Origin of the sequence: Flavobacterium keumense (assembly GCF_029866485.1) — a bacterium.
GTDB lineage: Bacteria > Bacteroidota > Bacteroidia > Flavobacteriales > Flavobacteriaceae > Flavobacterium > Flavobacterium keumense.
On record NZ_CP092332.1, the window covers coordinates 2168103 to 2192605 of the forward strand.

21 protein-coding genes, 1 other RNA gene and 1 pseudogene are annotated in these 24503 nt (G+C 33.3%); 10 read left to right on the forward strand and 13 right to left on the reverse strand.

Annotation, left to right across the window (positions count from 1 at the left end; translation table 11 throughout):
* Positions 1-25 precede the first annotated feature (25 nt).
* A complete protein-coding gene (locus MG292_RS09800) occupies positions 26-2086 on the reverse strand; it encodes a S9 family peptidase (RefSeq protein WP_264532911.1) in 2061 nt (686 codons plus the stop codon).
* 140 nt (positions 2087-2226) lie between these two features.
* Here MG292_RS09800 and MG292_RS09805 point away from each other — a divergent pair, with 140 nt between their 5' ends.
* Positions 2227-2547, forward strand: a complete 321-nt coding sequence (locus MG292_RS09805) for a YbaB/EbfC family nucleoid-associated protein (RefSeq protein ID WP_264532910.1) — start codon at positions 2227-2229, stop codon at positions 2545-2547.
* Position 2548: 1 nt separating this feature from the next.
* Here the strand turns inward: MG292_RS09805 and MG292_RS09810 are convergent, their stop codons facing one another.
* Both MG292_RS09810 and MG292_RS09815 read right to left on the reverse strand, forming a co-directional pair.
* Entirely contained in the window at positions 2549-3229 is a 681-nt protein-coding gene (locus MG292_RS09810) for a VOC family protein (protein WP_264532909.1), read from the reverse strand.
* A gap of 2 nt (positions 3230-3231) precedes the next feature.
* Positions 3232-4257 carry a threonine aldolase family protein gene (locus MG292_RS09815; protein ID WP_264532908.1) on the reverse strand — a complete coding sequence of 342 codons (1026 nt, stop codon included), beginning with the start codon at positions 4255-4257 and terminating at the stop codon, positions 3232-3234.
* Positions 4258-4345: 88 nt separating this feature from the next.
* On the opposite strand from MG292_RS09815, the gene prfB reads away from it, so the two are divergent.
* From prfB to MG292_RS09835, 4 genes are all read left to right on the forward strand, one after another.
* Positions 4346-5444 (forward strand): peptide chain release factor 2 gene (gene prfB, locus MG292_RS09820; protein ID WP_264532907.1). Its coding sequence is split into 2 segments (ribosomal slippage): positions 4346-4408 and positions 4410-5444, totalling 1098 coding nucleotides; the frame shifts between segments, so codons are not numbered across the junction.
* Positions 5445-5548: 104 nt separating this feature from the next.
* Entirely contained in the window at positions 5549-7177 is a 1629-nt protein-coding gene (locus MG292_RS09825) for an acyl-CoA carboxylase subunit beta (RefSeq protein WP_264532906.1), read from the forward strand.
* Between the two features lie 143 nt (positions 7178-7320).
* Entirely contained in the window at positions 7321-8679 is a 1359-nt protein-coding gene (locus tag MG292_RS09830) for a Kelch repeat-containing protein (protein ID WP_264532905.1), read from the forward strand.
* A gap of 149 nt (positions 8680-8828) precedes the next feature.
* Positions 8829-9428, forward strand: a complete 600-nt coding sequence (locus MG292_RS09835) for a hypothetical protein (RefSeq protein ID WP_264532904.1) — start codon at positions 8829-8831, stop codon at positions 9426-9428.
* 78 nt (positions 9429-9506) lie between these two features.
* On the opposite strand, the gene MG292_RS09840 is transcribed toward MG292_RS09835, so the two are convergent.
* Positions 9507-10550: an AMP-binding protein gene (locus MG292_RS09840; RefSeq protein ID WP_264532903.1), complete on the reverse strand. Its 1044-nt coding sequence runs from the start codon at positions 10548-10550 to the stop codon at positions 9507-9509.
* Positions 10551-10561: 11 nt separating this feature from the next.
* Positions 10562-11491, reverse strand: coding sequence for a CPBP family intramembrane glutamic endopeptidase (locus MG292_RS09845; RefSeq protein WP_264532902.1), 930 nt, complete (start codon positions 11489-11491; stop codon positions 10562-10564).
* A 78-nt stretch (positions 11492-11569) separates the two neighbouring features.
* On the opposite strand from MG292_RS09845, the gene arsC reads away from it, so the two are divergent.
* Both arsC and MG292_RS09855 read left to right on the forward strand, forming a co-directional pair.
* Complete coding sequence (arsC, locus tag MG292_RS09850) at positions 11570-11911, forward strand: arsenate reductase (glutaredoxin) (protein ID WP_264532901.1); 342 nt, start codon at positions 11570-11572, stop codon at positions 11909-11911.
* 89 nt (positions 11912-12000) lie between these two features.
* Positions 12001-14457, forward strand: a complete 2457-nt coding sequence (locus MG292_RS09855) for a TonB-dependent receptor (RefSeq protein WP_264532900.1) — start codon at positions 12001-12003, stop codon at positions 14455-14457.
* A 70-nt stretch (positions 14458-14527) separates the two neighbouring features.
* On the opposite strand, the gene MG292_RS09860 is transcribed toward MG292_RS09855, so the two are convergent.
* Complete coding sequence (locus MG292_RS09860) at positions 14528-14698, reverse strand: hypothetical protein (RefSeq protein WP_264532899.1); 171 nt, start codon at positions 14696-14698, stop codon at positions 14528-14530.
* A gap of 145 nt (positions 14699-14843) precedes the next feature.
* The gene (locus MG292_RS09865; RefSeq protein ID WP_264532898.1) at positions 14844-15911 is read right to left on the reverse strand and encodes a Rossmann-fold NAD(P)-binding domain-containing protein; all 1068 of its coding nucleotides are present in this window, start codon (positions 15909-15911) and stop codon (positions 14844-14846) included.
* 223 nt (positions 15912-16134) lie between these two features.
* On the opposite strand from MG292_RS09865, the gene MG292_RS09870 reads away from it, so the two are divergent.
* Positions 16135-17334: a serine hydrolase domain-containing protein gene (locus tag MG292_RS09870; RefSeq protein ID WP_264532897.1), complete on the forward strand. Its 1200-nt coding sequence runs from the start codon at positions 16135-16137 to the stop codon at positions 17332-17334.
* 159 nt (positions 17335-17493) lie between these two features.
* Positions 17494-17890: a transfer-messenger RNA gene (ssrA, locus tag MG292_RS09875) on the forward strand.
* Between the two features lie 571 nt (positions 17891-18461).
* Here the strand turns inward: ssrA and MG292_RS11380 are convergent.
* A pseudogene (locus MG292_RS11380) lies at positions 18462-19400 on the reverse strand (recombinase family protein); the annotation flags it as partial.
* A gap of 217 nt (positions 19401-19617) precedes the next feature.
* Positions 19618-20532, reverse strand: coding sequence for a hypothetical protein (locus tag MG292_RS09880; RefSeq protein ID WP_264532896.1), 915 nt, complete (start codon positions 20530-20532; stop codon positions 19618-19620).
* Between the two features lie 367 nt (positions 20533-20899).
* On the opposite strand from MG292_RS09880, the gene MG292_RS09885 reads away from it, so the two are divergent.
* Positions 20900-21076, forward strand: coding sequence for a hypothetical protein (locus MG292_RS09885; protein ID WP_264532895.1), 177 nt, complete (start codon positions 20900-20902; stop codon positions 21074-21076).
* Positions 21077-21905: 829 nt separating this feature from the next.
* Here the strand turns inward: MG292_RS09885 and MG292_RS09890 are convergent.
* The 4 genes from MG292_RS09890 to MG292_RS09900 form a co-directional block, all read right to left on the reverse strand.
* On the reverse strand, positions 21906-22250 hold the full coding sequence (locus MG292_RS09890; protein ID WP_264532894.1) for a helix-turn-helix domain-containing protein: 345 nt from the start codon (positions 22248-22250) through the stop codon (positions 21906-21908).
* A 54-nt stretch (positions 22251-22304) separates the two neighbouring features.
* Positions 22305-22592 (reverse strand): methyltransferase family protein, encoded by a 288-nt coding sequence (locus MG292_RS11385; protein WP_413614210.1) that lies wholly within the window; start codon positions 22590-22592, stop codon positions 22305-22307.
* A gap of 277 nt (positions 22593-22869) precedes the next feature.
* Positions 22870-23481 (reverse strand): hypothetical protein, encoded by a 612-nt coding sequence (locus MG292_RS09895; protein ID WP_264532893.1) that lies wholly within the window; start codon positions 23479-23481, stop codon positions 22870-22872.
* A gap of 134 nt (positions 23482-23615) precedes the next feature.
* The gene (locus MG292_RS09900; RefSeq protein WP_264532892.1) at positions 23616-24500 is read right to left on the reverse strand and encodes a PorP/SprF family type IX secretion system membrane protein; all 885 of its coding nucleotides are present in this window, start codon (positions 24498-24500) and stop codon (positions 23616-23618) included.
* Between the last annotated feature and the right edge of the window lie 3 nt (positions 24501-24503).

Sequence of the window (24503 nt, forward strand, 5' to 3'; positions counted from 1 at the left end):
GAGCAAATTTAACATATTTTTTTTATTATTTTTTTATTTTCTCTAAATCTAATAAAAAAGCATATTCTTTAGCAATCTCTTTTAAGGACTCAAATCGTCCTGAAGCTCCTCCATGCCCCGCATCCATATTAGTATTCAGGTACAAAACAGCATCTCCTTTTTTATGGGTGCGCAATTTAGCTACCCATTTTGCTGGTTCCCAATACTGTACTTGCGAATCGTGTAATCCTGTCGAAACGTACATATTAGGATATACCTGTTCTTTCACATTATCATAAGGAGAATACGACAACATATAATCATAGTACGTTTTATTGTTTGGATTCCCCCATTCGTCATATTCACCAGTAGTGAGCGGAATGCTGTCGTCTAACATGGTTGTCACCACATCTACAAAAGGAACTTGGGCAATCACACCATTGTATAAATCAGGTGCCATATTAATAACCGCTCCCATCAGCAAACCTCCTGCTGAACCTCCTTCGGCATACAAATGAGCAGCTGAAGTATATTTTTCCTGAATCAAAAATCGAGAACAATCGATAAAATCAGTGAACGTATTTTTTTTCTTTAATAATTTTCCGTCTTCATACCATTGTCTTCCTAAATCTTCTCCTCCACGAATATGGGCAATAGCAAAAATGAATCCGCGATCCAACAAGGTTAGTCGAGTCGTCGAAAAATACGGTTCCATCGTTACTCCATACGAACCATACGCGTATTGCAACAGCGGGTTAGTTCCGTCTTTCTTCAATTCTTTACGATATACCATAGAAATAGGCACTTTAGTTCCGTCTTGAGCCGTAGCCCAAACCCGTTCTTCAACATAATTATTTTTGTCAAATTGACCTCCTAAAACGGCTTGTTCTTTCTTGATTTCTTTTTCTTTGGTCTTCATATTGAAATCAATTATCGAAGAAGGAGTAGCCAACGATTGGTAACTGTAACGCAAAATATCAGTATTAAAATCAACGTTTGTAGTCGTATAGGCATTATAGGTTTCGCTCCCAAAAGGCAAGTAATATTCCTCTTCTCCATTCCAAGGCATAATGCGAATATGATTCAATCCATTAGAACGTTCTTCTACCACCAAATAATTGCTAAAAATCTCAATATCCTCAATCAACACGTCTTCTCTATGGGCAATCACTTCTTTCCAATGCTTCTTTTCAGTTGCATTTTCATGGGTTTTCATGAGTTTAAAATTGGTCGCTTTATCTTTATTCGTCAAAATATAAAACGAATCGCCAAAGTGGGAAATGCTGTATTCTAATCCGCGAACTCTAGGTTGAAAAACTTTAAATTCACCTTCGGGTGTATCCGAATTTAAAATACGATATTCTGTGGTTAGGGTACTATCAGAACCAATTACAATATATTTCTTTGATTTTTCTTTCCCCACCGAAACGTTGAACGTATCGTCTTTTTCTTCAAAAACCAAAACGTCTTTCGTTGATGAAGTTCCTAATTGATGTCTAAAAACACTATCCGCACGCAAGGTAACTTTGTCTTGTCGCGTGTAAAAAAGAGTTTTATTATCATTAGCCCAAACCGAACCTCCCGTCGTATTTTCAATCACATCTGAAAGGATTTCGTTGGTCTCTAAATTTTTAATTTTAATCGTGTAAATACGTCTTCCAACAGTGTCTACTCCAAAGGATGCAAAGCGATTGTCTGGACTCACGCTCAAACCTCCTAATTGAAAAAAAGCGTGTCCCTTGGCTAATTCATTACAATCAAACAAGATTTCTTCTTGCGCTTCTAAACTTCCTTTTTTTCTAGAATAAATAGGATAATCTTGCCCTTTCTCAAAACGAGTGATGTAATAATACCCATTATACAAATACGGAACCGATTGATCGTCTTCTTTGATACGCCCCTTCATTTCCTCAAACAATTCCTTTTGAAAATCCTTAGTATGCGCTGTCATCGCTTCATAATAGGCATTCTCTTGATTCAGATAATCAATTACTTCAGGGTTTTCTCTTTCATTTAGCCAAAAATAATTATCGATTCGAATCTCATTGTGTTTCTTTAATTTTTTAGGAATTATTTTGGCTATGGGAGCAGCAATAGGTAGAGACATCTTTTAAATTTGTTTATTAAATTAAAGTGCAAAAATAAGGTAAACCCTATTGAGAAATCCGATATTTTAACTTTATTTTAGTATGTAATTACAGTAGGAATATACTAATTTTGTAGTTCAATTTAACAAACAGAAACACAATGGATTTAATGGGAATGATGGGTAAATTAAGAGAAACCCAACAAAAAATAGAAGACACTAAAAAACGTTTAGATACCGTTCTTATTGATGAAAAAAGTACTGACGGAACACTTAAAGTTACTTTGACTGCCAATAGAACAATCAAATCAATCACTATTGAAGATGCATTATTGGAAGACAAAGAACAACTAGAAGATTATTTAATCTTAGTTTTGAATAAAGCCATCGAGAAAGCAACTAAAGTAAACGAGGCCGAATTAGATGCTGTAGCCAAAATGGACATGCCAATGATACCAGGAATGGATAATTTGTTCAAATAATTTAAACTATTCGTATTGCAGGATATCCTGAAACAAAATCAACTACATTTTGTTTCAGGAAATTTAGTAAATGATTGGATTGTAAATGCAATTGAAAATCTGATTCTGAATAAAATCCCTCCCAAACAATAATTTGTTTCGCATCAGTTGTATTCGAATGTAGTTCAAATAAGAAATTACCTGCTTCTAACTTAGTTTCTGCTTGTAATTTTTTTAATGCTTCGATTGCCGTATCAAAATCTACCTCGGGTTTAATTGCTAAAATAGCAGTAGAAAAATAGTGCAAATTAGGTTTTGCAACTGGTTCAATCAAATCCCACAAGTTACCGTACAAGTCTTCAAAAACCAATACTTTCCCATAATTTTCAATTCTAGGTTGACGAACAATTGTAATTTGATGAGCTAACAAATTTTGATGTTCTCTTTCAAAATTATCCGTATTCATAAACAAAAAAACACGACCTCCAGTTTGATTCCCAACAGATTTTAACTGTTCTTCATTGGCTGCTTTTGCCAACAATAATCGGCATTGTGAATTTTTTGGAGCAACAACAACCCAACGTTTGGAATCACTAAGTACCGTATCTTCTATTAAAACAAAATGTAATTTCTGCGTATAAAAAGCAATTGCTTCGTCATAGTCTTTAACTACTAAAGTAATTTGATTGATGTGATTTTCCATCTCTAGACTATTACCTTTTCTAGTGTTTCTAGGACGTAGGTATGCATCACTTCTCGATAATCCAAATGCGTTACAATTCGCAATTTGCCTTGTCCCATCGAACTAATTAAAATATTTTTTTGTTTTAGTTTTTCTATCAAATCGGCTTCCTTTATTTGTGGCGCCAATGAAAAAATCAAAATATTAGTTTCTACAGGCTCCACCGAAGCTACCCAATCTTTTTGTTGCAAAACAGCTGCCAATTCTTTAGCACGTCGATGGTCTTCGGTTAAGCGTTCAATATTATTGTCCAAAGCATAAATTCCGGCTGCTGCCAAATAACCTACTTGACGCATTCCGCCTCCAAAAATTTTACGAATACGCAACGCACGATGAATCGTTTTTTTGTCAGCCAATAAAACCGAACCAATAGGTGCCCCTAATCCTTTAGACAAACAAACGGAAATGGTATCAAATAGTTTTCCGAATTCTTTTGGGTCTTGATTTTTGGCAACCAAAGCATTCCAAATTCGGGCACCATCCAAATGAAATTTTAAATTATGTTCGGTACAAACTTCTTTGATTTGGCGCAGATCATCCAATTCATAACAAGCGCCACCGCCTTTATTTGTGGTATTTTCTACACAAACTAAACTTGTTAACGGACTGTGATAAAACTCTGGATCGTTTATTGCTGATTTGACTTGAGCCGCAGTAATCATTCCGCGATTGCCATTCAACAAACAACAGGAAACGCCGCTATTAAAAGAAACGCCTCCTCCTTCATAATTATAAACATGTGCATATTTATCGGCAATCAACTGTTCTCCTGGTTGCGTGTGTAACTTAATTGCAGTTTGATTCGCCATTGTTCCTGAAGGGAAAAACAATCCTGCTTCCATTCCAAATAATGCTGCAACTCTCGATTCTAATTCAATAACCGTTGGATCTTGTTTGTACACATCGTCTCCAACAACGGCATTGAACATGTACTGTAACATTTCGTGTGTTGGCTTGGTAATCGTATCGCTAACTAAATTTATTTCCATTTTTATGTTGTTATAGTGGGGTACAAACAATTCCTGAATTGTCTTTCTTTAAAAAGTCTTACTTTTGCCACACAAAATTACATAATTTATGACAACTACCGAACAAATAAAAGGTATTGTAGAACGCCTTGGTGCGTTGAGGAGGTATCTTTGACGTTGATGCCAAACTAATCGAAATTACAAACGAAGAAGAAAAAACGTTTGCTCCCGACTTTTGGAACAATGCCAAAGAAGCCGAAATTGTTGTTAAAAATCTTCGAACTAAGAAAAAGTGGATTGAAGATTATGACAAAGCCGTGGCGCTAACGGATGAATTGCAATTGGCGTATGATTTTTACAAAGAAGGCGAACTTTCAGTAGAAGAGTTGGACGAACAATATCATATTACCGAGTCGCATATTGAAGGTATTGAATTCAAGAACATGCTTTCGGAAGAAGGTGATACTTTGAGTGCAGTCTTACAAATTACAGCAGGTGCTGGTGGAACAGAAAGTTGTGATTGGGCCTCCATGCTTATGAGAATGTACTTAATGTGGGCCGAAAAACAAGGATACAAAGTCAAAGAGTTGAACTTTCAAGAAGGTGATGTAGCAGGAATCAAAACTGTAACATTAGAAATTGAAGGCGATTATGCTTTTGGTTACTTAAAAGGAGAAAACGGAGTGCATCGATTGGTGCGTATTTCGCCTTTTGATAGCAATGCTAAAAGACACACCTCTTTTGTCTCTGTATATGTGTACCCATTGGTAGATGATACCATCGAAATTGAAATCAATCCTGCCGATATTGAAATCACTACCGCTCGTTCTAGTGGTGCTGGTGGACAAAATGTAAATAAGGTAGAAACTAAAGTCCAATTGGTGCACAAACCAACAGGGATTCAGATTCAATGTTCAGAAACGCGTTCGCAACACGATAATAGAAACCGTGCTATGCAAATGCTTCGTTCTCAATTGTATGAGATTGAACTAAAAAAACGCTTGGCACAACGTGCTGATATTGAAGCGGGAAAAATGAAAATTGAATGGGGATCACAAATTAGAAATTACGTCATGCATCCGTACAAATTAGTCAAAGACGTTCGTAGCGGATTTGAATCAACGGACGTAGATGCCGTGATGAATGGAGAAATAGACCATTTCCTAAAATCCTATCTGATGATGATGGGACAAAAAGAAGACGAATAAGTAACCACTTTTAGTTGTAGTTCTAAAAATAGTTTTCAAAGAAACACAAACACATAACGTGATTTTGTATTTTAGCACTAACGATACTTGACAAACAATTGCAAATGGATTTGAATTTCAATACAAACGAAGATCACAACAAACTGTTAGTTTCTGAATTACGCAAGAAACTAGGCGACGTAAAATTAGGCGGCGGACAAAAACGCATCCAAAAATTACATGCCGAAGGCAAGATGACCGCTCGTGAACGCATTGATTATTTGCTCGACGCGAATGAAAAAAGTATTGAAATAGGTGCTTTTGTAGGCGAAGGAATGTACCCAGAACACGGCGGATGTCCTTCGGGTGGTGTGGTGGTTAAAATAGGCTACATCAAAGGAAAGCAATGTATTGTAGTTGCTAATGATGCGACTGTAAAAGCAGGAGCTTGGTTCCCAATAACCGCTAAGAAAAACCTTCGTGCGCAAGAAATTGCCATGGAAAATCGCATTCCAATTATCTATTTAGTGGATAGTGCTGGAGTGTATTTGCCTTTACAAGATGAAATTTTCCCAGACAAAGAACACTTTGGACGTGTTTTTAGAAACAATGCCTTAATGAGCAGCATGGGAATTACCCAAATTTCGGCAGTGATGGGAAGTTGCGTGGCAGGTGGTGCTTATTTGCCTATTATGAGTGACGAAGCCTTGATTGTGGATAAAACAGGCAGTATCTTTTTGGCAGGAAGTTATTTGGTCAAAGCCGCCATTGGCGAAAGCATTGATAACGAAACTCTAGGTGGTGCGACAACGCATTGTGAAATCTCAGGAGTGACCGATTATAAAGCCAAAGACGACAAAGACGCTTTGGACAAAATAAAAAATATCGTAGATAAAATTGGTGATTATGACAAAGCCGGTTTTAACCGAATCCAACCCAAAAAACCCACTCAAGACGAAAACGAATTGTATGGCGTACTTCCAAAAGCGCGTACCGATCAATACGATATGATGGAAATCATCAAGCGATTGGTGGACAATTCGGAGTTTGAAGCCTACAAAGAAGGCTATGGTCAAACCATTATCACGGGCTATGCTCGAATAGACGGTTGGGCTGTGGGCATTGTAGCCAATCAACGAAAAGTAGTCAAAACTAAAAAAGGTGAAATGCAATTTGGAGGCGTTATTTACTCCGATTCGGCAGATAAAGCCACCCGTTTTATAGCCAATTGCAACCAAAAGAAAATTCCGTTAGTGTTTTTACAAGACGTAACCGGTTTTATGGTAGGTAGTAAATCGGAACATGGAGGGATTATAAAAGACGGTGCCAAAATGGTGAATGCCGTTTCGAATTCGGTGGTGCCAAAATTCACTATTATTGTTGGCAACTCTTATGGAGCAGGAAATTATGCGATGTGTGGCAAAGCCTACGACCCGCGTTTGATTGTGGCTTGGCCAAGTGCCGAACTAGCCGTAATGGGCGGCACACAAGCTGCTAAGGTATTGGCACAGATTGAAGCCAATTCACTTAAAGCAAAAGGAGAACAAGTAGATGAAGCCAAAGAAGCCGAATTGTTTGCCCAAATCAAAGCGCGATATGACGAACAAGTATCGCCTTACTATGCCGCATCTCGATTGTGGACGGATGCGATTATTGATCCTTTAGACACGCGTACTTGGATTTCGATGGGAATTGAAGCCGCTAACCACGCTCCTATTGAAAAACCGTTTAATTTAGGGGTGATTCAGGTGTAAAAAAGTTAAGGTTCTAACCTCTGTTTTTATAGTACGGATTACAAAACCGTTATAGGGTCTACAACTATTTGATAATTACTTTTTAAATTTATTATTCACCTAAAATATAGTTGTACCTATTCTATTTACAATAACTACTCATTTTGAAAAAAATATTCTTATTTAGTATTCTTTTTCCAATTTTATCAGCGTCACAAAATTATAGTGGCGTTGTGATTGACAACAAAAGTAATCTCCCAATTGAAGATGTTAAAATAAATGTAATTCGTTTTAATGAAAATTACTCAACTAACAAAGAAGGGAAATTTGATATCAAAAAATTTAGTCAACTCCAAGACAATGATAGTCTTTCTTTTTCTCATATCAGTTATATTTTAAAAAAAATTAGCTTTAACGAATTAAAAAAAAACAATTATTCAATAATGTTAGAAGAAAAAACGGAAGTCCTCGACAATGTTATAATTTCATCTTCAACTACTAAAGAGCAAAAAACAAAAATTACTTATCAAAAATTAGCTTCCCAGAAAAAAGCACTTTCTAATTTTGGAGCAGTTGTAAAAAATAATAAAATTTTTATAATTGGTGGAGATGCTTCATACAAAACAGATGCTTGGAAAAAACTACAATATGAAAAGATAGATCCTACCATGGAAGACTATATTAGAGAGCTTAATTTTCAAAATTCAAGTGACGTATACAATGGAAATTTAATGATCTATGATATAAATACTAATCAATGGGAAACTTCTCAATTAAAATTTAGAAAAAGGGCTTACCATAATCTGAATGAATACAACGATAAAATATACATATTAGGAGGCAAAAAAATCTCTGTAAATGGTGTGTATGAATATTTAGATAATACAATCGAAGTATTCGATATAAACAAACAAACTATTACCATAGACAATACCAATCCACATCAAGCAGCTGATTTTGCTTCTTTTACTTACAATGCTAGTTTAATTGTTATGGGAGGATCAATAAAAAAGAACGATAACGGAGTAAAAATATATACCGATAAGGTTCATTTATACGATTTAACTTCTGGTTTTTGGTATCAACTAGAATCAATGCCAATAGCTAAAGAAACATCAGGAGTTGTAATCCAAAATAAAATCTTTTTATTTGGAGGGTTTAATGGAAGACCACTGTCAACCGTGGAAAGTTTTGATTTAATTACCGAAAAATGGAAAACAGAAGGGAATTTATCCACTCCTTTAAGCAATCCTGCAATCAGTTCAAAGGAAGATATGGTTTATCTATTTGAAAATGAAAAAATTTACACTTACAATATTTACTCAAAAGAGCTAAAAGAATACCTAATCAATTTACCCTTGAAAGCCTCTAAAATGTTTTTACTTGATGATAAATTGTATATTCTGGGAGGTTATATAGAAAATTATTATTCTAAATATCCTTCGCCCAACCTTTTTAGTATTGAGATGGATGAATTTAAAAATACAAAACCAAATAAAATTAAAATAATACAATCTCAATAGTGTAGATTCGTGAAAACAAACTATACACTTATCGAAAACTCCTTTAATCTAGGGCTGATCCAAGTTTAACTTTTTTTATCGACTTAAAAATAGTATATTTAATCTCCCATTTCCATCAACCTGTTCATTAATGTAGTAATTAAAATACTATGAAACAGTTTGGAATACTACTCTTAATTACACATCTATGCTTAAGTTCAATTTGTAGAGCACAAGAAAATGATACTTTTTATTTTGAATCAGGAGTACAGGTTTCCATTCCTGTTCATATTATGATGTACCGTTCGCACCGACTTGCAGTGGGAGCTAATTTTAGAATCATGAAACCTATTACCGAAAAAACAACTATTGGAATTCGGGCAGACTATGAATATCGATTTACTAAAATAAATAACCTAACTATTGTTCCTGATAGTACTTTAGCCGAACAAGCACGATATCGCAATTTTATCATTCTTAGTTTAAAACCTAATGTACAATTTAAGCTCCAATCCAATTGGTTTTTAGGAATAGAAACCGGTGTTGGCTACGCCATTTCGGATGCTAACAAAGGAATCGGATTAGGATTTGTATCAGAATTTGCAGGGCCGCAACGTTTTGGACTTTGTTCCAATCTTTTTATTGGAAAACATTTTAACGTACTAAACTATAAAATGAATTTAACGCTCTATTTGTCCCAGTACTTAGCTCACGGTCATGCCGAGAATGCGTTAGGCTTACGATTCAATTATCAATTTAATAAACTCTAAAAAAGGAAGTTAATTTCTACATAGCTAAACCCATGCAAAGTCTCCCGACATTGCGCCTTAATTAGAAGTGATTAAAATCTATCGTCCCACACTTTGATCTCTCATTATTTTACCCGTAGCCGTTTGTTTAAACTCTGGGATAAAAAGAATTTCTTTCGGTCTTTCGTATTTGTCTAAAACCTCAAAAACAGATTCTTCTACTGTCATAGGTTCGCCCTCCACATACAACACTAATTTCTCTCCTAAAAGTTCATCGGCTTGTCCGTACACAAAGAAATGTCTTGGAATTAAAGTCGCCAGTTTTTCTTCGATTTGCTCCGGAATTAATTTAATACCACCGCTATTAATCACATTATCAAAACGTCCTTTCCAAACAAACTGAGTAGCTGATACTAATTCGACCAAATCATTAGTCACGATTTTCTCACCACTAATTTTATGGGCATCAATGACCAAACAATGTCTGTCGTCTGTTGTTATTATTACATTAGGCAACACCGTAAATGCCGCCTCTCCTACTCGCTTGGCAGCAATATGCGTAATAGTTTCGGTCATTCCGTAGGTTTCATAAATTTGAGACGGAATTGTAATTAACTCCTTTTCTAACGACTTATTGACTTTGGCACCACCAATGATTAACTTTTTAATTCGGTGTAAGTCTTTCAATGAGTTTTTAGCCTGCAAAGGCACCATACCACAAAAATCAAACGTTCCCTTCACTCCTTCTAATGGATGTGAACTTGGTGCCACAAATTCCATATCTAGACCCAAGATAAAGGCTCTTACAAACATCATTTTCCCCGCTACATAGTCTGTTGGTAAACAATGTAATACTTTTTGCCCTGGTTGTAAATCGAAAAAGTCACCTGTTGCTAAGGCCGAATTGACCATCGCTTGTTTGTCAACACGAATGATTTTTGGAGCTCCTGTAGAACCTGACGTATTAATTTCTAAATAGGGTTTTGGATCAAACCAATCCAAGATAAATATTCCTAACGGTTTTTCATAATACGACCCTTCTTTTATAAAAGAATACGCCACTCGCAATAAATCCTCTTTAGTAAAACTAAAACCGTTTAATTTAAACCTATTGTGAACATTTTGATACGTTACATTATTCATCCTATATAAATTTAGTTGTGATTGACTTTATTAATTTTTCCTATAAGTTGTTCTTTCCAATTTGTCCATTGGTACTTCCGAGCAAAAAGCACAAGCAAGATAGGAAAAATTACAACAACAGGCAACAGCACATCTATCAGACTGCTTGGATTAGAAACGTCTTTCAAAATAGCATACGTTTGAAAAGCCGACCAATCGGAAGTGACCAGTACCGCTCCAATAAAATTATTGGCAAAATGAAATCCCAAAGCCAGCTCCATTCCTTCATCCATTAAAGTACAAATTCCAAGAAACAAACCTGTACCTATATAATAAATTAAAATGCTGTAGCCCATTTTATCCACTTCGGGATTAGCGATGTGGAGCAAGCCAAAAATCAAAGAAGTCATCAATAAGGGAAACCATTTATTGTGTGCTAAATTGCCAAAACCTTGCATCAAATACCCTCTAAAAATCAATTCTTCACTCCCTATTTGAAAAGGAAACAACACCAATCCTATTGCGAATAATATTAAAAAAGGAACCCCCTGAAATTGAAGGACAAAATCTTCTGGATGTAAAACGTAAAAGACGGTGGTACTTCCTATTGTAAAAGCTGCCCAAATTGAAAAAGAAAAACCCACTCTTTTCCAGTCGATACTTGCTCTAGAAGTGATAATAGATAGTAGCGATTGATGGTGTAGGTTGCGAAGTACAAAATAGATTCCGCCAAATACAAACACAAATGAAAAAAGCAACAAAAACAAAGTAAAATTGGGTTCTAAAAAATGCATCATTGCTGCATTCGAATCGGGGTATTTTTTCTTGTGTACCAAGGTTTCGTACAAAATCCCCATCAATAAAGGAAGCTGTCCAATTAGCGAAGCGCCAAAAAGCAAGACCGAACCAAAGAGGTATTTCCAAAATTTGTTTTCTGACCGTATTCCTTGTTCTATAAACATCGTGTAATTGAAAGTTTCACAGCTCTAAAATACGTTTTTAATTGCAATTTTCTTTACTTCGCGAAAAATTTAAAACCGATGATACAAATATACCATAACCCACGTTGTGGAAAGTCAAGAAATTGTTTAGCATTTGTTACTGAAAAAGAAACAGAGGTAACAATCATCAAATATCTTGAAAATCCTCCGTCAGAGAAAGAAATCAAAGAGGTACTGCAAAAGCTGAACTTCAAACCCATTCAATTGGTTAGAACAAAAGAAAGTATTTGGATAGAAAACTATAAAAATAAAACCCTAACTGATGATGCTATCATTCAAGCCATGGCAGAACATCCCATACTAATCGAAAGACCTATAGTAATTAAAGGCGATAAAGCCATCATTGGAAGAATACCTGAAGAGGTGGCTCAATTTATCTAAAAAAGTAATATTAACTTTTTTTTATGATTTATGAGATGTAACCTTTTAGATGTTTACAAGTCTAAATGAAGTAATTAAAATCACTATTAATGAAAAAAATAAATGCAATTGCATTAATCACACTGTTTTTGAACAGCTTAACATTTTTTGGGCAACAAGCCCCTATAGCAAAATTAAAAGTAACAGGAAAAGTTATTGAAAAAACAAGCAAGCAACCTCTTGAATATGCAACGATAACACTGAGATTACCTAACAATATCAAAGCAATTTCTGGAGGAATTACTAATAACAAAGGAGAATTTTCTGCCGAGGTAACCCCTGGAACCTACGATATTACCGTTGAATTTATTTCCTTTAAATCAACTGAAATCAAAGGAAAAAAAATTGACTCCAACACTAACCTAGGTACAATTGCCCTAAGCGAAGATGCAGCGCAATTGAACGAAGTTATTGTTCGTGCTGAAAAAACAACCGTTGAAATCAAACTAGATAAAAAAGTATTCAATGTTGGAAACGATTTAATGGTAAAAGGAGGAACAGTTAGTGATGTACTTTCTAACATTCCATCGGTATCAGTTGACGTAGAAGGAAACGTTAGTCTGAGAGGAAACGACAATGTGAAAATTTTAATTGATGGAAGACCATCCAATGCCATAAACATCACCGAAGCATTGCGAATTATCCCCGCAGACGCTATTGATAAGGTTGAAGTGATCACCAATCCATCGGCACGTTATGATGCAGAAGGCGGTGGTGGTATTTTAAACATTGTCCTTAAAAAGGGAAAAAACCAAGGTTTTAATGGTACTTTTATTGCTAACGGTGGTATGCCTGACAATAACGGATTGAGTGGTACTATCAATTATAAAAATAAAAAAGTAAGTTTATTTAGTACGCAAGGGTATAGCTTTAGAAGCAATCCTGGAAATATGATTAATGAAACTACTTATTTTAATTCGGATAATTCAATCCGAAATAGTATTGTTGAACCAAGAGAAAATGAACGTTTTGGGAAAGGATATAATGGTAATTTTGGTATTGAATTAGCATTCGATAAAAAAACTACTTGGACTAATACAATTAATTACAGAAACAATAATGGAAACAACACTGATTATGTTTTCCAAAAATATTATACCGCTTTAAATACGTATGATTACACTAAAAATCGTACCAATAGAGAAGGGAGCGATTCTGAAAATATAGAATATACTACGAATTTTACTAAAAATTTCAAAAAAGAAGGACATAAATTCACTATAGATGGTTCAATATCAACTAATAATGATGACACAGCTGCTATAGTAACAGAAACAGGAACTAACACTAGTGTTACAAAACTTGACAACACTATTAATAATCAAAAGCAAAACAGAGTATTAGTACAAAGTGATTATGTTTTACCTTTAGGAAAAGGGAGTCAATTTGAAGCGGGATATCGTGGTGACTTTTCAAAACTAGTCACTGACTATCAAGTTAAAAATGATGGGATAATCAACCCTAACTTTACTAATGTATTAGAGTATAAAGAAAAAGTAAACGCCTTATATACTCAATACGGATTCAAACAAAATAAACTTTCTGTACTATTAGGAATGCGTTACGAAGATTCTAATATAGAAATCAATCAATTAGCTACGAGTGATTACAATACTAAAAAATACGGCAACTTTTTTCCAAGCGCATTCTTTACTTACGAGCTTTCAGATAAAAGTAGTACTTCTATTAGCTATAGCAGACGTATTCAAAGACCAAGAGGACGTATGTTAAATCCATTTAGCAATTTATCGAGTAACATCAATATTTTTGTTGGGAACCCAGATTTAAATCCTGCAATGACTGATGCTATTGATTTTGGGTATATCAAACGATGGACAAAATTAACTTTGAGTAGCTCATTATATTACAATAAAACTACTGATGTATTCCAAATGGCACGAAGAGAGTCGGGGAATTTTGTTAACGGAACTCCTATCATTATTACCTCACCTATCAATGTTGCAACAGAATTTAGAACCGGATTTGAGTTTACTCTGAATTATTCGCCATACAAGTGGTGGAAATTAAATTCTAATTTTAACTTTTTCCAAAGCGATACTAGAGGCAATTTTGTTTATACCAATTTTAATAATGTAGTAGTAACTCAAAATTTTGATAAAATTACTTCGTCTTGGTTCAGCCGCTTAACTTCTAAAATAACACTTCCTTCTAAAATTGATTGGCAAACCAACTTAATGTATATGGGAGGTCAGTCCAACGCACAAGGAAGAGTGTTAGGTAATTTTAGTGCTAATTTAGCCTTTAGCAAAGATGTATTAAAAGACAAAGGTACAATTGCTTTTAATGTCAATGATGTCTTCAACGGTCGTAAACGAATCATGGAAACTTACTTACCTGGGGTACTCAGTTCAAGAGCAGAAATGCAATGGCGCATTCGACAAGTTACCCTTTCATTTACCTATCGTTTCAACAAAACGAAAAACGAAAGAGAAAGACAGCCTAAGAAAATGAATGACAACGGTAGTGAAATGGAATTCCAAGGATAATCTTTAAATTAAATACTAGAAATAAAAAAAGCTCCAATTTGGAGCTTTTTTATTGTTGAAAACAATCAATTTAAGCTGATTGTTCTTCTTGCTTTTTTGCTTTCTTTTCTTTGTAAGCTTCCCAAGAAGCACCACCTACCCAGTATGACACGAATCCAACTAAGAAAAACATTAGCCAGAATCCCATAGTCAAAATGGTTAAGAAAAGTAAAAAGCCTAAATACTGTGAAAAAGTAAACATATTTTCCGGAATTTGTTTGTATACAGTACAAATGTAAGTTTAATATTTTGGCTTAGCAACAAAAAGTATAAAAACTACATAATCTCTAGATAAAAAAAGGAATAATACAATAAAAAATAGTGATAAACAAGCAATTAACATTCAACTATAGACGAGCCTTAGTCAGTATTTCTTGCGAATCTGAACTAAAAAAAGCAGGAAAAACAACATCAATTAAAAACTTTCCGTACTGCTCACTTGCCATTTGAGGCAACTCAACAGCTCCATAAGGTGTTGCTACAACCACAATAGCTGCCGGATGGAACAAATCAACTTCTTTATTCTCAATAGGTAAATAGCCATAAAAAGGTGCTTCATTATTCGATTGACGCACTGTACAAGCTAATTGATTTGAAGGCTCAGGAGCCAAATCTACCACTACTTTAAGTTTACAATCTGTAACTTGCAAACAGCTTGAAGATAATACCACCGGAGAATCATTCAATTGAGCATTTGTAATGAGAATATCGGTTAATTTAGTATACGAATCTAAATGGATTAAGTCCTCTTCGACTACACAATTAAACACTGCTTGAGCATAATTTTTAGTAAGAAAATCGGTCTTACCAACCTCTTTTATTTTCAATGCCTTCATCACTGTTTTAATGCCTAAGGTCATTTGTTCATTAGCTATAATAGCAATCTTTAACGGAGGTAAAACGGGACGTTTCAAATAAGTGATTATACTACTCACGTCCAAAAAAGTAGCCACAGGTGGCAATTTAAATAATTCGAATTTGATTCCAAAAGCACGAAACGCATTATAAGCTCCTACTATTCCAACGATTTCATCAAAATCAATTCCAGGGTTAGTTGCTTCCCAATTTGCACTATCATACAAATAGCTGTTTCTGCTTGCAACAGCTTGCTGATGTGCTTGGTACTTTAAAGGATTTTTTAGCGATTCTAGGAAAAATAAATAAGAAGTATTAGCCTTAAAATCGGTTGCTGCAATAGGAGTTATGCCAATCAATACATCGCAACTCGAACAAGTTTTTGTTACCAATACTCCTTTATTTTGATATTCCTCATCCGAAAAAATGCGTTCTGAATCGCTTTCTATTTCAAATTGCGCTTCAGAATATTTTTGCTGTACATAAGCCAATTGATCTGGAGATAAGGCCACTCTTCTATCAGTAACCGTATTTGTTTCTTTTAAAATTCCGAATTTCATACTGTCTATTTCTCTTAATCTTCTTTCTTTTGAAAAGAAAATTCTGCTTTTTTAGGCATTTTTATAGTTGTTTTTCTCTTTGTTTAAAAATGAGAGTTATTGACACCCAATAAAATACCATTTTAATAACATTGGATTGTGGATAAAAAGTTACTGATAATCGAAAAAAAGCGCTAAAAAAACAATGGATTCGATATATTTGTGACATAAGTACCACACCAAAATGAACTATTTTAAGAAAGCAAATATACTACAAATACTGGTTCTGTCTCTCGTGTTCAACGCTTGCGGAAAAGACCAAGAAGAATCCGATGTTAAAGACTCCGAATTACCTGAAAATGTATTACCTAAGATGAAACCTTTGGTAAATGAGGCTCCTCTTGACGAGGCATACATTAAAACAACCCGACAAAAAATTGCTCATTTTTATAATAAAAACTGGCCTGGAAAAAGTGCTAATGGGGCTTTTTTAGTTGCCAAAAATGGACAAATCATTTTTGAAAAATACGATGGATTGGCTAATTTTAGCAAAAAAGATTCCATTACCCCTAACACTCCTTTACATATTGCTTCTGTGAGTAAAGTATTGACTGCCACCGCAATTTTAAAATTAGTCAATGCCAATCGACTTAAATTAGACCAAAAAGTAAATACCATATTGAAGGAGTTTCCTTTTCCTGATGTGACTGTTCGAATGTTACTCAACCACCGAAGCGGATTGCGTAATTATGCTTACTTCACCGATAGAAATGACGGTGTTTGGGACCGACACAACCGATTGAGCAATCAAGACATTCTAACACTTTTAGCAACTAAAAATATTGGCTTAGAATCTCGAACTAATACCCGCTTTGCTTATTGTAATACCAATTATGCAATGCTGGCACTCATTATCGAAAAAATTACTAAAAAAAGGTATAAAGAAGTTATGACCGAAATGATTTTTAAACCGTTAGGTATGACCAACACCTTTGTTTTTGATTATGAAAAAGATAAAGACCGCATTGTACCTTCATACAAAGCAAATCGCGTTGAAATAGGAAAAGATTACCTAGACGAAGTCTATGGGGATAAAAATATCTACTCTACCGTCAGGGATTTATTGAAATTTGACCGCGCACGAAATCGAAAAGATTTCTTAGAACCTGAATTGGCTAAACAAGTGTATGTAGGCTACAGTAACGAAAAAGAAGGTGAAAAAAATTATGGATTGGGTATCCGAATGATTAATTGGAAAACAGGTCAAAATTTCTACTTTCACAATGGATGGTGGCATGGCAATACTTCAGCCTATATTACACTACCTAAAGAACAAGTAACAATTATTGCTTTGTCTAACAAGATGAATAAAAGTACATACAATGTAAAAAAAGTAGCTCCCTTGTTTGGCGACTATCCTTTTGAAACCGATACGGAAGAATAATTCGAGGTACGATATACGATATACGATATACGATTTACGATATACGATTTACGATTTGGGATTTGAAGTACACAAATCAATTCATTTTTATCTTTAAAAAAGATGTAACTTTGCCAGGCAATTTTTGAACGATTATTGACTATTCAATACATCATGTATGGGGTCGACTGGTTTTGACAGCAAGTCGAATTGAAAAGTAAGCAGGTCGAGAACTGGAGTAATTCTCGTTAATAAAAGGCTTCAAACATTTTAAACGGCGAAGGAAACTACGCTCTTGCTGCATAATCCGAATCATAGTAAGATTAGCCTCGTCCTACAAGGTAGGAAAGCAGGATTCTCCTCAAAGGCTTTGGTTTATAGCATTTGACCCAGGGGAATCGTAAAGATAAACCTAGAGTACGGCAAGTTTCGGGTGGTACTTGAAAAATAAGAAACTAAGTGTTTTGTGGTTGTTTCTGGCCTAGCAAAACATCGAAAATCCAATCAGGAAATAAGCCTGTAGAAAGCTCTTTAGTTGCTTGTTTGGACCCGGGTTCGATTCCCGGCGACTCCACTAGAGTGGACAACTCGATTTTTTTCGAAAATTGTCCACTTTTTTCTTTTCCTAAACTATTGTCTATCTGCAAGATATATCTTAAAACATCATTAATTCTAGTAGTTCGACATTTATTTCCGTCAAATTCAAATTTTTCAGGAAATATCGAACTTATTAGTTGCTGTTTATCTCTAATGGAAGCTTTTACATAGTGTTCTTTGAGATTGTCAAGTGCATTTATTCCGTTTTTAAGCCAGCTTAAATACTCACTGTTCACTTGTTTTATATTTTGCAATTCATCCATCAAATTTAACTTTTGACTGGAGTATCTTGCCATTGTGTCACTATACTGCTGATGGTCTATTTTATTATCAACGAGCAAATCTTGTAATTTTTCAATTCTAGCTGACACTTCGTCTAAACTTTTTTGCAAATGAAGTTGTTTTAACTTTGAATCTTTTGAATCCGTATCAAGTAAATCTTTCACCATGAGATTGTATATTTCACTTGATTCTTTAGTAAAAGTAAAGTCTCCTAAAATACTTTCAAACGTTTCATTTACTTTATCTACAGGATAACGTTCTTTAGCACAATAGTTACAATGATAATAGAAATAATGTCTCCCTGTAGCACTCTTTGAACGGCTACCTGTCAATTTTTCTCCACATTTAGAACATGAAATCATTCCTCGTAATGGCAGCTCAATTCTCATTGACTTATAAGCAGGTAGCTTTCTAATTTTATTTGATTTCGCTAACATTTGTTGCACTTCCAAAAATAATTTTTCGGATATAAGAGCTTCGTGTATTCCATCAACAATCAACATGGGTTCTTCGTCATTTTTGGGAACTACAATTTTTCCAATATATAACGAATTGCGTAGCAACCTAGAAAAATTACTTCGGCTAATTTTTGTTCCTTTTTTATAAAGTCCCATTCGTAATTCTGCTTGCGATTTACCAATTGCAATCTGGTCAAAAATATACTGAACTACTGGAGCATCATCTGAGGGAATCATAATAGGCTTGTTTTGTTGGTCTCTTGAGTTTTTATAACCAAAAGGAGCTTGCCTACACCATCTTCCCGCTTTCAAAGAGCCTCTAATTCCTCCTCTAATCTTAATTGACCTCCTATCATTATCAATTTCAGGAATGGCTAAAAATATAGCTAGCATTGCTTTATTTTCAGGAATTTTCATATCAATGGGCTGTTCAATAGCTTGAACTTGTACTCCATACTTTTCTAATGTGCGTAACATGACTAAAGAATCTGTCAAGTTTCTAGAAAAACGATCCCACGATGTAATTAACAATACATCGACAGCTCCTTTATTCTTCTTCACAAATTCTAAAAAACTTTGAAATTGAGGTCTATTAAAATTCTTTGCAGAATGGTCTTCTTTATAGTGCTTAACAATTAAAAGATTATTTCTTTCACAATATCTAGTGAGCTGTTCAAACTGAACATCAAGGCTATATCCTTTAGCTTGTTCATCACTACTTACTCGACACATAATCACTGCTTTTTTCATGCTTTCTGAGTGCTTTTAGAATTACTTACTGTTTGTTTGGCAAGAAGACTCAAAAAATTGATTACTTCTTGAATTTGTTCATCAGTTAATTCTGGGTTTGCTTTTTTTACTATTTTTTTATATTTCTCAAATACTACCACATTTTAATTAATGTGCGTCACTTTCGGCTTATCCGATAAGTTTACAGTATGTCAATGAATCTGATTTGTTCAGTATTCTATAACTTGTATTTTTTTGTGTTCTCAAAATTCACAATGTTTCCATCTACAGTATCAATATTAATCGATTGATAGTCCCCTTTTTTAATGTGCTCTAATAACCGACTTTCTAATTGTGCTTTCTTAATTGTTGTAACCTCTAACATTTCTATTCTATCGTTTTTAAAGCGAATTTGAATTGATTTTATATTTTTATGCTTTTTACGAATATGCTTTAAAACAGCATGTTCTTCTTTGGTTAAAATTGAAATTGTTCTTGACTCAAAATTATCATTCCCTCTTTTTAGAAAATTAGCAATAATCCTACTCAATGAAACACTTAAATACGTTTGTGTTAATAATGACGACAACTCATTTGTTGTATTTTTCAAATGAAATCCTCTAAGTGATTCAGCCGACATAGGAATACATGCACCTGGAATATCCTTTATAAACAAAAGAGACCAATCTTCATTAGCAGCTATAGCATTTACAACAATAGTATCCAAATTAGTGATTTCAGCACTTGCCTCTAAATCAATTTGGCTTAAATCAAAAGCATTTAGTTTATTAAATGGTTCGTCTCCCAATTTTTCTATGAAATTTTCTTTGTCTTTAGTAACTGATTGCATAAACTTACCAATAGTTATCTCTTCAAATAATCCTTGTTTAATCAATTCAATTTCATCGTAATTAAAACCGTAATTTCTTAATTCAACTATAATCTTAATCCAAATATATTCAGTATAATTTACCTTTTTCCAGTCGCCTTTATCAGAATCTCCTCCTATTGACAACAAGCCTGAACGTTCCCAATTCACAAGGTCAGTATAAATAACATCTAACTCTGTTTTTAAAAAAACTCGTTCTCTAAGTTTATCATATAAATTCTCTGATAAGTCAGGATTGTTTACAAAATTTTCTATTGGCTCCATTGTATTTTTTTTCAAATATAATAATAAGTTTGCTTTGTTACAAACTTTAATGTAATTTTGTTTAGATTTTATCTTCCAGTTAAGAAGATTGCAAATGGTATTACTATTCATTTGAATAAAAGTAAAATCAAACGATATTTAAACTAACAAGTATGTTCAGAAAAGAAAAAAAATGTAAAAATCCCGAATGTGAATCGGTCATTGAATACTTTGAGAATCCAAAGAAGCTATTTTGCAATGCCAGTTGTAAAAATAGATTTCATTACTTATCCGACAGAAAAAAAATCACGAGGTATATGAATTTCAAAAAGCATTAAAAACCAATTACGAAATAGCGATACATTTCTTTAAACAAAACATCTTTGAAGTGGATGCTAAAGTAGCCAAAGCATTAGGATTTAAAAGAAATGTTTACATGGGTATTAAACAGTTTTCACGAAGTGAAAAATTGTATCATTCGTTAAAAAGAATTAAAGACATTTTCTTTTTACACGACATTGAAAAAGACATAATTCTTTTTTACCAGTACAATGATGTAAACTAGGCTGTTGTTTTGTTTTAATTATTGTTTGTTTCATCTATTAGAATTCCATTACAAAACCATTACAAAAATCTATACTAAAACGCGCAACAACTCTTAAAGAAAAAAAGCGGTTTGCTGTATGTAAGATAATACTAAATCGATGCCCCCATCAATTTGCAAACCGCCTAAAGATCCCAAATCTTATAAATCAAAGGTAATACTTGTTGTTCCATATAAACAAATCCAAATTGTTAATTTTTAATGAATTAAAAAGAAAAAAAAGAAAAAAGTTAGTGCGAATTAATAAGCACAAAACACAAACAATAGTATAGAAGAATTTCGAAAGAAAAAATACTATTATCATTAATTAGAAACCATAAAAAAACCATTAGATAGAACTAATAGTCTTTGTTTAGTTTTTTTAGTATTATTTCGAAATAAAACGAGTATTATTTTTTTAAAGAAATAGCAAAGAAACTGTAAAGAAGATGTAAAAGAAATTCATTAGAAAAACCTAATGAATTTATTAATAAAAAGGCTAAAATAAAAGCTATTAGAAACACTATATGGTAACTAAAGGAACTAAAGTGTTTTTCAACGATTTTGAGCTCTTTGTTCCTTTAGAGATTTCTTTGGCTTTTTGATTGAAAAAATGGTGTTCAAGTAGTTGTCTAAACGTTTTTTTTGCCCATTTGACTCATCACCATTGCTCTTTGATTTATAAAACTTATTCTAAATAATAATTTTTATCGGGCGACTAATTTGCAGCTATTTTTGGTTTAAATCGAAGCGAAATACTAAACAGAAACTACTGCCTATTTTTCTTTTACACATCAGGTATTTGCTTATTTTAAGCTCGTAAAGTGGCAGAATTCATCTTCTTATCAAGTGCTGCACTTTTACTTCTTCTAACGTCTTTATCTGCTTTTGAATGATGATTATTGGCTGCAATAGACTTCCTAAGGGTTAAAGAATCTTCTAAGCGTTGCTTTTTTTCTTTTTTGACGAAATCGGCATAATCTAACTCTAAGGCTTCTAATATTCTGAATAATAACTCCGCAGAGATTTTTGCCTTTCCACATTCAACTTTTGTGTAATAGCTTTGTGTAAAATGCAACTCTGTTGCCATAAGTTTTTGGGAATACTTCTTTTCGTTTCTAGTCTTTCTAATCAGTTTCAGACAGGTGGCTATCATATTTAATTACAATTTAGTTGATAAAAATGTTTTATTGAGGGCTAAATATTGGATTCAAAGTCGTTTAAATGATTGTATTTGTATTTGAATGAGTACATAACCTAAAATCAAAAATAAGACAGTCAATGCATTTGGCGTTGTTAAAAAAAGTCCAACCAAACTTAATATAATTCCTAAAAAAATTGGGTTTCTAGAAAATTTAAAAAGTCCAGATGTAATAAGGTCTGTTTTAGTTTCTGTATCAATGCCTATTCTCCAAGAATTTTTCATTTGATTTTGTGCAATAATTGTCCAGATTAGGGCAACTACTAAAAGTCCAATAGCAACATACTTAAAATACAAACCTTCAAGTTGTATAACCAGGGAAAATTATGATAACATGTTGGGAAAAAATCAAATAGGAAGACATAAATAAAAACTAAAATTATTGTCAACTTGAAATACAGTCCAATTAAACCATAAACACTATTGTCTTTAGGTAATACTATTTTTCTTGCTACAATAATACTTTTAGCTACAAATGAGATTCCAAAATAAACGATAAAATACATCGGTAAAAAAAATCGTAATAAATCATTCATATAATTAAAATTTGAAGTGTTGCAACTATCCCAAAAACTTATATCTTCTCCAAAAAATCAATTATTTTAAAAATTCTAAAATCTTTAATTAGAGGATCGTATAGTTCTTGCTCTAAATAGCTAACCATTAATTTATCACCTACCTTTATTTTATTTTCTAACAATAAAGAAGCACTTTCAAAGTAACTTAGCACCAACAATGTATGTAGTTTATTATTACTATCTCTGACAATTAAACTAAGGAACTGATTTGTCTTTATCTCAATAATTGTACATTCAAATAAATTAGTAGGTACCTCACGAACAGACTTTTGGTTCTCTTTAATGTTAGTAGAATTTTTACCTAAATTAAATAAATACTCAGGGCAGTAATTTAGCATCTTAACAGCTATTTCACCACTTAATTTTGTTAATTCGTCAGAGTTTGAATAATCGATTTGACTTATACCGTTTAAGGAGCTATTGTACTTGTTAATATTTGTAATCATACAAAGACCCAGCTCCATTTCAATTTTTGATAAATCAACATTATTTTTTAAATCAAAATTTTTATTTTTCAAACAACTACAAGTTTCTTTAGCAATTGTATCTAAAACAACTTGTCCTCGAGTAAAAAAAGAAATAAAAAAAAATAACAATATATACTTCATACTAAAATAATTTAACCCTTTGATTGCTCTTAATTAAGCCTTAAATACAAACGCTAACTATTCAGGTGTTGAATTAAGGTACTTGTTCATAAAACATCAAGAATAAATTAATCAACATGTGTATACTGAATTTATTAAAACTTAAACTGTAATAATATTTCGTTTGTATTTTTCGATCTTGCCAAAGCAGCAATTGTACTCATTTCATAAGCATAACCAAATACAAATCTATTACTTACCTTAAGAGTTGTTAATGCAGCATATTTATTATCTGTACTATAATTAGCCCCAATTTCAAACTTATCATTAAAACTGAACATGGTTGTTAGATTTAAAATAGATGGAGATTTTTGAATATAATTCCAATTCAATGAAGGCTTTAACATTAAGTTATCGCTAATATCAAAATCCATTCCTGCCCCAATGTACATTTGAGGTAAATCTGTGTATACCAATGCAACTCCTTCTTTCTCTTTTACTTTTGCTAAATCAAAAACTCTTGGAACTGAAAATGTTGCATACCAACCTTCTCCTTTAAGTAATGTACCTACTCCAATATTAGGTGAAAATCTACTGATCGATTGAATAGAGGGGTCTACAAATACATTATAGGTATTTAGACCAGAAAAATTAACCTCATAAAAATCCGCAACAGCCTTTATTCCAAAATACATATCGGTATTTCTTGAAATTTGCAATTTATATGATATATCAAGTCCAAAAAAACCTTGTTTTTCAATAAATGTTTTATTATTTTCTAAAGAAAGTCCTATTGCCAAATTATTAGCTAAAGGTGTCCCAAAAGAAATATATTGAGATTCCGGACCGTTAGGAACACCAGTCCATTGACGTCGCAATGAACTGGTTAGTAACGTTTGCCCATCAACACCTACATAAGCTGGATTAATAATATTCATATGATACCTATAACGTGTGAATATATTTTGCTCCTGTGAATAAATGGCAATACAAAACAGTAAACTTGTTCCTACCAACAAAATATCTTTAATTTTTTTCATTTA